Annotated in this window: 12 protein-coding genes; 4 read left to right on the top strand and 8 right to left on the bottom strand. The window is 40.0% G+C overall.

The genetic code is table 11. From position 1 onward, the window contains the following. The first annotated feature begins 79 nt into the window (after nt 1–79). A complete protein-coding gene (gene mutT, locus ED622_RS09555) occupies nt 80–478 on the top strand; it encodes an 8-oxo-dGTP diphosphatase MutT (protein WP_122033660.1) in 399 nt (132 codons plus the stop codon). Nucleotides 479–562: 84 nt separating this feature from the next. On the opposite strand, the gene yacG is transcribed toward mutT, so the two are convergent. The 8 genes from yacG to nadC form a co-directional block, all read right to left on the bottom strand. Further along, nucleotides 563–772, bottom strand: coding sequence for a DNA gyrase inhibitor YacG (gene yacG / locus ED622_RS09550; RefSeq protein WP_122033659.1), 210 nt, complete (start codon nt 770–772; stop codon nt 563–565). 7 nt (nt 773–779) lie between these two features. Next, nucleotides 780–1,526, bottom strand: coding sequence for a cell division protein ZapD (zapD, locus tag ED622_RS09545; protein ID WP_122033658.1), 747 nt, complete (start codon nt 1,524–1,526; stop codon nt 780–782). Nucleotides 1,527–1,531: 5 nt separating this feature from the next. Then, nucleotides 1,532–2,155: a dephospho-CoA kinase gene (coaE, locus tag ED622_RS09540; protein WP_122033657.1), complete on the bottom strand. Its 624-nt coding sequence runs from the start codon at nt 2,153–2,155 to the stop codon at nt 1,532–1,534. After that, nucleotides 2,152–3,039, bottom strand: coding sequence for an A24 family peptidase (locus ED622_RS09535; RefSeq protein WP_122033656.1), 888 nt, complete (start codon nt 3,037–3,039; stop codon nt 2,152–2,154). The genes coaE and ED622_RS09535 overlap by 4 nt, the downstream gene beginning before the upstream one ends. A gap of 53 nt (nt 3,040–3,092) precedes the next feature. Then, entirely contained in the window at nt 3,093–4,331 is a 1,239-nt protein-coding gene (locus ED622_RS09530; protein ID WP_122033655.1) for a type II secretion system F family protein, read from the bottom strand. 20 nt (nt 4,332–4,351) lie between these two features. Then, nucleotides 4,352–6,040, bottom strand: coding sequence for a type IV-A pilus assembly ATPase PilB (pilB, locus tag ED622_RS09525; protein WP_122033654.1), 1,689 nt, complete (start codon nt 6,038–6,040; stop codon nt 4,352–4,354). 3 nt (nt 6,041–6,043) lie between these two features. Beyond that, the gene (locus ED622_RS09520) at nt 6,044–6,460 is read right to left on the bottom strand and encodes a prepilin-type N-terminal cleavage/methylation domain-containing protein (protein WP_122033653.1); all 417 of its coding nucleotides are present in this window, start codon (nt 6,458–6,460) and stop codon (nt 6,044–6,046) included. Between the two features lie 337 nt (nt 6,461–6,797). Continuing rightward, nucleotides 6,798–7,685, bottom strand: coding sequence for a carboxylating nicotinate-nucleotide diphosphorylase (gene nadC / locus ED622_RS09515; RefSeq protein WP_162922496.1), 888 nt, complete (start codon nt 7,683–7,685; stop codon nt 6,798–6,800). 124 nt (nt 7,686–7,809) lie between these two features. Between nadC and ampD the strand changes: the two genes are divergently transcribed. From ampD to aceE, 3 genes are all read left to right on the top strand, one after another. Continuing rightward, nucleotides 7,810–8,361, top strand: coding sequence for a 1,6-anhydro-N-acetylmuramyl-L-alanine amidase AmpD (gene ampD, locus ED622_RS09510; protein WP_122033849.1), 552 nt, complete (start codon nt 7,810–7,812; stop codon nt 8,359–8,361). Between the two features lie 278 nt (nt 8,362–8,639). Beyond that, entirely contained in the window at nt 8,640–9,410 is a 771-nt protein-coding gene (gene pdhR / locus ED622_RS09505; protein WP_122033651.1) for a pyruvate dehydrogenase complex transcriptional repressor PdhR, read from the top strand. Between the two features lie 55 nt (nt 9,411–9,465). Continuing rightward, entirely contained in the window at nt 9,466–12,129 is a 2,664-nt protein-coding gene (gene aceE, locus ED622_RS09500) for a pyruvate dehydrogenase (acetyl-transferring), homodimeric type (protein WP_122033650.1), read from the top strand. Nucleotides 12,130–12,149 lie beyond the last annotated feature (20 nt).

Below are 12,149 nucleotides of genomic sequence, written 5' to 3'. Positions count from 1 at the left end.
ATACACTGTTGATTCATAATCGAAAGCCGCTATTTTTAGCGGCTTTTTTATAGGTATATCATTGATATAAAGGCCATAAATGAAACGATTACATATAGTTGCTGCCATTATTTTAAATGCAGATAAGAGCCAAGTATTTATTACTAAGCGCCCAGATAAAGCACATAAGGGCGGATTCTGGGAATTTCCTGGTGGGAAAGTAGAGCAAGAGGAAAGTGCAGAGCAGGCGTTAATCAGAGAGTTATATGAAGAGATTGGCATTGAAACTACGGAGTTAACCATTTTCGAGTCGTTAAATTATGACTACCCTGATAAATCTCTCTATTTTGATTTTTTCACCGTTACTCAGTTTGCAGGTGAACCTTATGGAAAGGAAGGACAACAAGGGTTATGGGTTCCTATTTTAGAACTCGCTTCTTATGAATTCCCTGAAGCAAATGTTCCTATTTTAAATCAAGTACTTAAATGCTTTAGTTAGTCTGATGCTGTGGCCTGTGAACATAAAAAAAGCGATCATAAATGATCGCTTTTTTTGAATTTTATTGGAGCAGATAATATCGAATTAATATTGGTCTTCAGACCAGCCATCTGAATCTGACATATCAGGGGCGCCAGCAATGGATTTTTCTTCATCAGCCCACTCACCAAAATCAATCATTTGGCATTTTTTACTACAGAATGGACGAAATTGACTCTCTTCGTTCCAGATAACTGGAGCTTGGCAAGTTGGACATTTTACCGTAGTTGGTTGGATATTATTTGATTCTGACATGGATTCCTCAACAGACAGCAAGCGTAAACTCAATGTCTTTTTCACAATTCTTGTTGGTTTCGAAAGACATAAAGCGTAACGCAAAACGACTTTTATGCCCAGAGATCATTGGATAAACTCCTTGCTCAATAGGGATCTCTAGGCGCAATAAATTGGAATTCTCCATTTCACTTTGCATAAATCCATTACGGGCAATTTGAGGTTCAAAACGAGCGGTTTCTCGCGTTAGTCGTAGCCACAATGATAAGGCGTCTGATAACGAAAGTAGCTGAGACATCCAATTATGAGTATTACGGCATCGAACTTCTAAAGGGAGGTGTAACCAATGGTGCAATGCGGGTAAATCAAAGCAGCAATCGCCACCAGGAATAAAAAATCGTTGTTTTAATGCAGATAGAAAGCGATCTTCTTTTAAAGAGTGACCCGGTCGAGTGGTTTGCATTAGATTATAATGCACTTGACTAATTTGCTCTAAAACAGAAAGTAAAGCCGATTGGTCAACTCCTTCGATATCCATCCAAGCGCGATATTGTAAACGCAGCTTTTCTAGATCTTTGCCTAAATCGGCCTTCACCTGAACTTGCTCTAAAATATCGAGCATATTAAAAAGAGAACTAAAGAATACCTGATACTCAAATGGTTGAGTTAAATCAGCAGAATGCCCAAGCTTACGAAATAGGGATTCTATTCGTAAATAAATTCGAGTCCTTTCATTTAAAGGGTGTTCAAATTTTTGCATACCCAATCCATTCATAGTCTTTATTGATTCTCTTTATTTATAGATGCCTGAGACAATAGCAGATATTTATTATGTAGCAGAGCTATTTCATTATCGAGATCGCAAATATTGAGATCATTCTTAATTATGTCATCAGCAAGTGCCAGTCGCTCTTCTCGTGAGGCTTGCGAAGCAAGAATAGCTTTAACTTGTTCAGTATCTACTTTATCACGGGTAATGGTACGATTAATTTGAGTTTGCTCCAAAACATCAACAACAAGGACTCTATTTGCTAGGTATTGCAGCTGATTTTCAACTAAAAGTGGAACAACAAGCAGTGCGTAAGGTGATGTGGATAATGACAGTTGATGCTGCATCTCTTCACGGATCAATGGATGAAGTAAATTATTAAGCCATGTTTTTTCATTGGTGTTTGAAAAAATGCGTTGTCGAAGCTCTGCTCGATTTAGAGTTCCATTAGGTAATAGAATGGAATGACCAAAATGTTCAGCGATAGAGGTTAAGCCTTTTGTATTAGGTTTTACAACATCACGAGCAATGATATCTGCATCCACAATATCGATAGCATGGTTTTTCTGAAAAGTATCAGCAACAGTGGTTTTTCCACTGCCTATCCCGCCAGTAATTGCGACAACATAACTCATAGTGGGAAACCTAAAATTGTAGTGAAATACCATTGGCCAATTTGTTGTCCCCACAATAGGCAGATCCAGCCAGCTATGGCTAAATACGGACCAAAAGGGATCGCTTTATCAAAGCCTTTTTTTTGTGCACTTAACATCGCAATGCCGATAATGGCACCGACAACGGAAGAGAGTAAAACCACTAAGGGCAGCTGTTGCCAACCTAACCAAGCGCCAATGGCAGCCAGTAATTTAAAATCACCATACCCCATGCCTTCTTTACCGGTTAATAACTTAAAGCCCCAATAAATAGACCACAGAATAAGATAGCCAGCCATTGCACCAATAACAGAGTCAATCAAGCTAACAGGGCTCCATCCAACTAAAGCCAAATAAATACCAGACCATACTAATGGTAAGGTAATTTGATCGGGTAACAACATCGTATCAATATCGATAAAGGTTAGTGCGATGAGAACTAAGGTAAATAGGATGGCGGCGACAGCAAAGTATGAGAAGGGAAGTAAGTAAGAGATGGCAAAACACATCGCGCCGGATAAAAGCTCAATAGTAGGGTATCTAAAGCTAATAGGATTACTGCATTGACGGCACTTTCCTTTTAAGAGCAACCAGCTAATAACTGGAATATTGTCATAAAATTTAATTTGAGTGTTGCATTTCGGACAGCGAGAACGAGGCACGCTAAGGTTGAAGACTTCTTCTTTCTTAGCTGTTTTATTCTTTGGTTCTAAATCAGGAAAACAGTCAATGCACTCTTTTTTCCACTCTTTTTCCATCATGATAGGAAGGCGATAGATCACGACATTAAGAAAGCTACCGACTAATAAACCAAATAGTGTAGCAAAGAGTGGGAAGAGCCAAGGATAGTAATCAAAAACAGCCATGTAAAAAGCGTCCAGTATTAGAAGAGCATAAGTACAGAGATGGTATCAGAATTTTATCCTATTACACTCATTAAATTAAAGATAGGAAGATACATAGCAACGACCAACCCACCAATCATACCTCCTAGGAAAATGATGATTAATGGTTCTAATAACTTGCCTAAATTATCTACCGTATTATCAATATCTTCTTCATAGATCAGCGCTATTTTATTGAGCATATCGTCAAGTTGTCCTGACTCTTCACCAATCATAACCATCTGAAGTACCATCTCGGGGAAAGCTTGAGAATGACGCATAGCAAGATAAAGAGGCATTCCTGCCGCCGTGCTTTGTTGCACTAAAAAAATTGCTTGTTGATAGTATAGGTTTCCTGCGGTTTTACTGGTGGTTTGTAAGCTGTGTAAAATAGGTAATCCTGAGCTAAAACTGGTTGCTAAAGTACGGCTAAATTTTGCGATAGCCGCTTTGGATAAAATAGAACCAATAATCGGAATGCGTAGACTGTTTTTACTGAGTATCAGTTGCAGCGTATAAGATCGCCTATGAACAGACTTAAAAATAAAACTGCCGATGATCATTAGGATCAATATCCATAGGCCATAGTGCTGTAATAGATATGATGCTTGAATTATTTGCTGGGTAAACCAAGGAAGTTCAGCGCCAAAGCCACTAAAGATATTTTCAAATTCAGGAATGACGAGAGTAAGCATTAAAATGGCCACGATAATGGAAACAAGTAAAACCATGGTTGGGTAAATCATCGCTTTGATGACTTTCGATCTTAATTGTTCGCTTTTTTCTCTATAAGACGCTAAACGCTTAAAGGTTTGGGGCAAGCATCCTGTTTCTTCTCCAGTAGCAAGCATATCAATATAAAAGGGATCAAAGAAAGGGCTACTTCTTAGCATGGCCTTGGAAAGAGGCTCTCCTGATTCTACGGATAAAATTATTTGATTTAATATAGATTTCATTTCTGCTTTGGGATTACTTTCTGCGATAAGCTGCAAAGATTGAACTAACGGTACTCCCGCATTTAGTATCGTTGCTAACTGACGCGTTAATAGAGTGATGTCCTTACCTTTTATCGAATGCTTTATTCTTTCCATGCTAGAAATATGGCGTTTTTTTATTTTCTTTATTCGTATTTGTTGTGTGCTTAGTTTTGCTCTAACTTCTTGCTCATTCAATACCAATAGTGTGCCGGAAACGTTCTGACCTTTCTGATTAAGGCCCCTCCAGTAGAAACGTGTTAAGCGAGGGAAGTTGGTTTTATTTACTGAGTTCTGCATAGTCTGGTGCCATTAAAGTGTTAGAAATAGAGCACTCGAGTGAGTTCTTGTAAGCTTGTTGTTCCATCTTCTAATCGATGAATTCCTGAGGTTGCTAAGCTATCCATCCCTTGTTTAATGGCAAGTTCCTCTATTTCATTAGCTGAGGCTCTTTTTAAAATAGCGGCGGATAATTCTTTGCTAAAAGGCATGACTTCATAAACCCCAATACGGCCTGAATAGCCATGAGTGCATTTGTTACAGCCACTTTGGTTGGCTTTAAAAAGGGTACTTTCTAATTTGATGGCATACTTATTTCTGATATCTGAGCTGAGAGGGTCAACATGTTTACAATGTGGGCACAGTTTTCTTACTAAACGTTGTGCAATGATTAAGCTTAGGGATGAAGCAAGATTGAACTGCTCTATCCCCATATTAGCTAAACGAACAATGGACTCTGCGGCTGAATTAGTATGAAGCGTTGAAAGCACTAAATGCCCTGTTTGGGCGGCTTTGATTGCGATTTCAGCGGTTTCAAGATCTCGAATTTCACCTACCATCACGACATCAGGATCCTGTCGTAAGAATGAGCGTAATGCATGAGAAAAATCAAAGCCTATTTTGGGATTTACTTGGACTTGATTAATGCCAGTAAGGTTTATCTCTACGGGATCTTCAGCGGTAGATATGTTTTTATCTGGGGTATTTAAAATATTGAGCCCAGAATAAAGGGAAACTGTTTTTCCACTGCCTGTCGGCCCCGTCATTAGAATCATCCCTTGGGGGCGTTTTAGTGCAGAGAGGTAGAGTTGTTGTTGCTTTTTACTGTAGCCGAGTTGATTGATATCTAAATATGCAGAGCTGCTATCTAATAAACGCAAGACCACTTTTTCACCCCACAATGTTGGTAAAGAAGAAACGCGCATATCAACGGCGGTGTCATTATTTAACTTGAGTTTGATTCGGCCATCTTGAGGCAGGCGACGCTCTGCTATATCAAGTTTTGCCATTATCTTTAAACGAGCAGAAAGACGTCGACTCAAGTGAGAGGAGGGGGTGTTATTTTCAATTAAGATCCCATCGCAACGAAAGCGAACTCGATAGCTGTCTTCATAGGGTTCAAAATGAATATCGGATGCTCCTTTTCGAACGGCTTCAATTAAGATTTGATTAATAAAACGTGAGACTGGAGCATCGTCTTTACTGAGATCCTCAGTTAATTCGATTTCATCTGAAGAGAGTTCGACAAGCGAAGCAAGTTCGTCTTGAGTGATCTCCTTATATTGCGCAGCGTTTTCAGAAAGTGTGTAGCCATAAACTCGGCGAATTGCTGCGTTGATCTGTTCTTGATCTGCTAGAACAATGTCGATCTGCTTTCCGCTAGTAAAACGAAAATCCTCTTCAATGTGGCTAATACTTGGATCTGAAACCGCTAAACGAATTGTGTTGTTGTCATGATAAATAGGAAGGGCTTGGTATTGGATGATTAGCTCTCGCAGTCCTAGTTTTTGACATGTCTCGGTATAGTTATGTTGAGTGATATCAACACTCTCCAGACCAAAAATACGTGCAAGATGATCAAGTAATTCATTAGAGCTAAATATGCCTTGAGTCAAAAGTGCAGAAGTCACTGTATGTGTTTTTGCTTGGATTAATTCTATGATGGCACTTTCTTGCGTCAAGCTGATTAGCTCAGCTTGACGTAGGATTGAGGCTAGATTGGTATGCATTGACTATGAACAACCATCAATAGAAGGAAAAGAGCTCACGCCACCAGAGACTATTTGACATGCCCACCCGGTATCTGTTTTTTCAAAAGTTAAATATGCATCTTTAATTGCGCTTTCAGCATTAAAAAGGAATTTGATTTTGTTATCTGCTGAGATAGATATAGTGCCAAGTTTATTTGATGTACCTGTGATACCCAAATCATTTAAGTTTGTTCCTGATGCTAGCTTTCCTTTCTCCTGATAGATTAATTCAGCAGGGGCTAATAGTGCTTTCATTGTTGCTAATCCTGCTATGACTTCACTTTTAGCGACATAATTTTTATAGGCCGGGACAGCTACGCCTGATAACACACCAATAATGGCAACGACGATCATTAACTCTATCAGGGTAAAACCCCTTTGCCTTTGACGCTCTTTCATTATCTTCTCCTTTACTATTTATCATGTTCATTCAGTAAGAGAAGCATAGAAGGAAATTAGAGAGAAAGAAGAGGTAAGCGATGAGCTTTCGAGTTGCTAGAAGGTTTCATGTAAGTGAATGATAGTGATGGATTTCAATTACGGTTCACTTCAAGAAGATAACTTTTCTTATCTAGTATGAGTCGCAATTCTTATTATTAAGCGAGTGAAGAAAAAAGAAGAATGAGAGGCGGAATTTGTGGAGAGTATCGAGGTATTTGAATTGAAGCTTATGTATAGATACAAAAAAGGCTGATGAAGAATCAGCCCTTTGAGATGTTAGCATTCGCTAAATGACTTATTTAAAGCGCATTGATAAATCCATTGCGTTTAGATGCTTAGTTAATGCACCAACAGAGATGTAATCAACTCCAGTTTCAGCAAATTCTGCAATAGTATCTAAAGTGACATTACCTGAGTTTTCTAATGCGGCGCGACCAGCATTTAGTTTTACAGCTTCACGCATCATATCGGTAGTGAAGTTATCTAACATAATAATGTCAGCACCAGCGTCAATCGCTTGTTGTAGCTCTTCTAGGCTTTCTGTTTCTACTTCAACAGGCTTTCCTGGGTTAAGTTCTTTGGCTGTAGAAATCGCTTTTTCAATACCGCCACAGGCAATAATGTGATTTTCTTTAATTAGATAAGCATCAAACACACCAATACGGTGATTGAAACCACCGCCACAAGCTACGGCATATTTTAATGCACTGCGTAAACCCGGAATGGTTTTGCGAGTATCAAGTAGACGACATTTGGTGTGTGCAATTTTTTCAGCGTAAATTGCTGTGATGGTAGAACAACCAGAGAGTGTTTGAATGAAGTTCATCGCATTACGCTCACCGGTTAATAGTGTGCGTGATGGGCCTGTTAAGGTGCAAAGCGTTTGGTTTGGCTCTACTTTGTCACCATCTTGAACGTGCCATTCGATAGCAACGGTACCACCTAGCTGTTTAAAGACTTCGTCGGCCCACATCTTTCCACAAAATACACCATGTTCACGCGTGATGATTGTTGCAACAGATTGAGTATCTTCAGCGATTAAACTTGCTGTTATGTCAGTACTTACATCTAGTGTTCCACCTAAATCCTCACGTAGTGTATCTGAAACGGCACGAGTGATTTCTGTAGGAAGTTGTTGCTTTAAATATTCAAGACGAGAGGCGCTATCATGGGTTTTGATCATGGTGAGGTCCATTGAATGATTTGAAATAAGTTTATGGCGACAATAATACTCGCGCTAGAGCAGAATTTCATCATAAGATATACGTAAGTTACACAAGTTACTTTAATTCATAGAGGAATAGATGATGAAATTCACTTTATCAACAGATCATTGGCTTAATGAAGCAAGACACTTAGTGTCACCGTTCTATGACGAGCGTCCTGATGATGAAGATATTTCTCTGCTTGTTGTTCACAATATTAGTTTACCACCGGGGCAATTTGGTGGGCCTTATATCGAACAATTGTTTACTGGCACATTGGATCCTACCGCTCATCCATTTTTTAAAGTGATTCATAAATTCAGAGTATCAGCCCACTGCTTGATCCGTCGGGATGGTACTGTCATACAGTTTGTTCCTTTTAATGCTAGAGCTTGGCATGCTGGAATGTCATCATTTGCAGGGCGTGCTCGATGTAATGATTATAGTATTGGTATTGAGTTGGAAGGGACTGATTTTACTGCCTATACTCAAGACCAATATGATAGTTTGGCTGCTGTAACAAACGTGCTACAAGATACTTACCCATTGATTGTTGATCAGCGTATCACTGGCCACCAGTACATTGCGCCGTTAAGAAAGACAGATCCAGGGTTGTCATTTGACTGGGAAAAATACCATAAATTAAGAGGTTAGCTTTAAAGTCTATATGACTGAATTTCTTAAATTTGGCACATTAGTATTTAATATAAATAAAAATTGGTCTGACCAATTGTGTTTGTTATGTTTATATATTGTTAATTAACAATATAAAGAGACTCCATTCCATGATTCAAATCAACTTTTACCTAGACAAATTCCCTTTTTTAATGATAAATTGCACCTCAAATAAAATTGGTAATACCAATTATTTAAAGTGACGAATGACTCACGGTAATGTGGGAAGTAATCAACTTAAATTGGGTTGAGCTACGATGACATATCAAAGGATACGTCAGCCGAAGTTGTCCGATGTAATCGAGCAAGAGCTTGAACGGCTGATTTTAGAAGGAACCCTTTCTCCTGGGCAAAAATTACCAGCAGAAAGAGAGTTAGCAAAACAGTTTGATGTTTCCCGTCCATCAGTACGAGAAGCGATACAACGTTTAGAGGCAAAGCACCTATTAACTCGTCGCCAAGGTGGTGGAACGTTTGTTAATAAAGGTTTATGGCAAAGTTTTTCAGAGCCTTTGCTAGATTTATTAGCAACGCATCCTGAAACTCAATTTGATTTACTTGAATCACGCCATGCGTTAGAAGGCATTTCAGCCTATTACGCAGCTTTACGTGGTAACGACGAAGATTTTAAACGGATTAAAGAGTCACATAAGTTAATCCAACAGGCACAACAAGACGGTGATTTAAAAGCAGAAGCTTCTGCGGTTATGAACTGTCTTATCACGGTGACTGAATCGGCGCACAATGTGGTATTACTACACATGGTCCGTAGTTTAGAACCCTTGCTTGAACAAAATGTATTACAAAACTTTACCTTATTAAATCGCCGTGATGCGGTGGTGGAAAAGGTGAGAGCACATAGAGCTGAAATGGTAGAAGCGATAGTGTCAGGAGAGCCTGAAAAGGCACGTTTGGCCTCTCATTCTCATTTAGCCTATATTGAAGAAACATTGTTGGAATTGACAAAAGAAGAGAGCCGCAGAGAGTGCTCGCTTCGTCGAATTCAACAAAGTAATGATATGGATTAATTCGATTCATTTCATTGTCACCCTATTTGAACCAACAAATAAAAGGATAGCTCGCATGTCTGACATGAAGCATGACGTTGATGCACTAGAAACTCAAGATTGGTTAGAAGCTCTTGAGTCAGTTGTACGTGAAGAGGGTGTTGAACGCGCCCAGTATCTATTAGAGCAAGTTCTTGATAAAGCTCGTTTAGATGGTGTTGATATGCCAACTGGCATCAATACTAACTACATCAATACCATCCCTGTAACGCAAGAACCTGCGTACCCAGGTGATGTTACTCTTGAGCGTCGTATCCGTTCAATTATTCGTTGGAACGCAATCATGATCGTTCTACGTGCTTCGAAGAAAGATTTGGATCTTGGCGGCCACATGGCGTCTTACCAATCTGCAGCTGCATTCTACGAAGTATGTTTTAACCATTTCTTCCGTGCTCCGAATGAGACGGACGGTGGTGATTTAGTTTATTACCAAGGTCACATCTCTCCTGGTATCTACTCTCGTGCTTTCGTTGAAGGTCGTTTAACTGAAGAGCAACTAGATAACTTCCGTCAAGAAGTTGATGGTAAAGGTATTCCTTCTTACCCTCACCCTAAACTGATGCCTGAATTCTGGCAGTTCCCTACAGTATCTATGGGTCTTGGTCCTATTTCTGCTATCTATCAAGCGCGCTTCCTTAAGTACCTTGAAGGCCGTGGCATGAAAGAGACTGGCGCTCAGCGTGTATACGCTTTCCTAGGTGATGGTGAGATGGATGAGCCAGAATCACGCGGTGCGATTTCTTTCGCTGCTCGTGAAAAACTGGACAACTTATGTTTCCTAATCAACTGTAACCTACAGCGTCTAGACGGCCCTGTTATGGGTAACGGCAGCATCATTCAAGAACTAGAAGGCCTATTTAAAGGTGCTGGTTGGAATGTTGTTAAAGTTATTTGGGGTAGCAACTGGGATTCACTACTTGCTAAAGACACGACTGGTAAACTTCTTCAGTTAATGAACGAAACTATCGATGGTGACTACCAAACATTCAAATCTAAAGATGGCGCTTACGTTCGTGAGAACTTCTTTGGTAAATACCCTGAGACTGCAGCACTTGTTGCTGATATGACTGATGACGAAATCTTCGCTCTTAAGCGCGGTGGTCATGATTCATCTAAACTGTTCGCTGCATTCAACAATGCAAAAGAAACAGGCGGTAAGCCAACAGTTATCCTAGCTAAAACTGTTAAAGGTTACGGCATGGGCGATGCTGCTGAAGGTAAGAACATTGCACACGGTGTTAAGAAAATGGACATGACTCATGTTCAACACCTACGTGATCGTTTAGGTCTAGAAGACATTCTTTCTGATGAAAAAATCAAAGAGCTTCCTTATCTTAAACTAGAAGAAGGTTCTGCTGAGTACAATTACTTACACGCTCGTCGTGATGCGCTACACGGTTACACACCTAAGCGTCTGCCTAAGTTTACCCAAGAATTCAAAGTGCCTGAGCTTGATGCATTTGCCCCTCTATTAGGTGAGCAAAAGCGTGATATCTCAACAACAATGGCTTACGTACGTACACTAAATATCTTACTTAAAGATAAGAACATTGGTAAGAACATCGTTCCTATCATTTGTGATGAAGCGCGTACATTCGGTATGGAAGGTCTATTCCGTCAGGTTGGTATCTACAACCCACACGGTCAAGATTACACTCCTGAAGATAAAGGTATTGTTTCTTACTACAAAGAAGCAACTTCTGGTCAAGTTCTTCAAGAAGGTATCAACGAATTAGGCTCAATGGCGTCTTGGGTTGCTGCTGCAACATCATACAGCACCAACGATCTACCAATGATCCCATTCTACATCTACTACTCAATGTTCGGTTTCCAACGTATTGGTGACATGGCATGGTTAGCGGGTGACCAACAAGCACGTGGCTTCCTATTAGGTGCTACTGCTGGTCGTACAACGCTAAACGGTGAAGGTCTACAACACGAAGATGGTCACTCTCACATCATGGCAAACACAGTTCCTAACTGTATTTCTTATGACCCAACGTTTGCTTACGAGCTAGCGGTAATCATGCAAGACGGTATTCGTCGCATGTACGGTGAGAACCAAGAAAACGTTTACTACTACTTAACAGTAATGAACGAAAACTACGCAATGCCAGCAATGCCTGAAGGCGCTGAAGAAGGCATCCGTAAAGGTATCTACAAGCTTGAGTCTCATGCTGGTTCTAAAGCTAAAGTTCAGTTAATGAGCTCTGGTACTATCATGAATGAAGTGCGTAAAGCAGCACAAATTCTAAGTGAAGAGTACGGCGTAGCATCTGATATCTTCTCTGTAACGTCTTTCAACGAGCTAACTCGTGATGGTCAAGATGCAGAGCGTTACAACATGCTACACCCAGAAGCAGAAGCGAAAGTACCGTACATCACAACGGTTCTTGGTAACGAACCAGCAATCGCTGCGACTGATTACATGAAGAACTACGCTGAACAAGTACGTGCGTACATGCCAACTGAATCTTATAAAGTACTTGGTACTGATGGTTTTGGTCGTTCAGACAGCCGTGAGAACCTACGTCGTCACTTCGAAGTTAACGCAGGCTACGTAGTTGTTGCTGCTCTAACTGAATTAGTGAAACGTGGTGATATTGAGAAATCTGTTGTTACAGAAGCAATTGCTAAATTCAATATCGATACAGAAAAAACTAACCCGCAATACGCATAAGACTTCCATTAATTAAGGAA

Origin of the sequence: Aliivibrio sp. EL58 (assembly GCF_900312675.1) — a bacterium.
In the GTDB taxonomy this organism is placed as follows: domain Bacteria; phylum Pseudomonadota; class Gammaproteobacteria; order Enterobacterales; family Vibrionaceae; genus Aliivibrio.
The sequence above is the reverse complement of the archived record's forward strand: the minus strand, read 5'-3'. Positions and strand labels throughout refer to the sequence as shown.

Bases quoted from the DNA above. Each gene is read 5' to 3' on its own strand.
- mutT (WP_122033660.1), top strand. From the start codon at position 80: ATGAAACGATTACATATAGTTGCTGCCATTATTTTAAATGCAGATAAG.
- yacG (WP_122033659.1), bottom strand. From the start codon at position 772: ATGTCAGAATCAAATAATATCCAACCAACTACGGTAAAATGTCCAACT.
- zapD (WP_122033658.1), bottom strand. From the start codon at position 1,526: ATGAATGGATTGGGTATGCAAAAATTTGAACACCCTTTAAATGAAAGG.
- coaE (WP_122033657.1), bottom strand. From the start codon at position 2,155: ATGAGTTATGTTGTCGCAATTACTGGCGGGATAGGCAGTGGAAAAACC.
- ED622_RS09535 (WP_122033656.1), bottom strand. From the start codon at position 3,039: ATGGCTGTTTTTGATTACTATCCTTGGCTCTTCCCACTCTTTGCTACA.
- ED622_RS09530 (WP_122033655.1), bottom strand. From the start codon at position 4,331: ATGCAGAACTCAGTAAATAAAACCAACTTCCCTCGCTTAACACGTTTC.
- pilB (WP_122033654.1), bottom strand. From the start codon at position 6,040: ATGCATACCAATCTAGCCTCAATCCTACGTCAAGCTGAGCTAATCAGC.
- ED622_RS09520 (WP_122033653.1), bottom strand. From the start codon at position 6,460: ATGAAAGAGCGTCAAAGGCAAAGGGGTTTTACCCTGATAGAGTTAATG.
- nadC (WP_162922496.1), bottom strand. From the start codon at position 7,685: ATGATCAAAACCCATGATAGCGCCTCTCGTCTTGAATATTTAAAGCAA.
- ampD (WP_122033849.1), top strand. From the start codon at position 7,810: ATGAAATTCACTTTATCAACAGATCATTGGCTTAATGAAGCAAGACAC.
- pdhR (WP_122033651.1), top strand. From the start codon at position 8,640: ATGACATATCAAAGGATACGTCAGCCGAAGTTGTCCGATGTAATCGAG.
- aceE (WP_122033650.1), top strand. From the start codon at position 9,466: ATGTCTGACATGAAGCATGACGTTGATGCACTAGAAACTCAAGATTGG.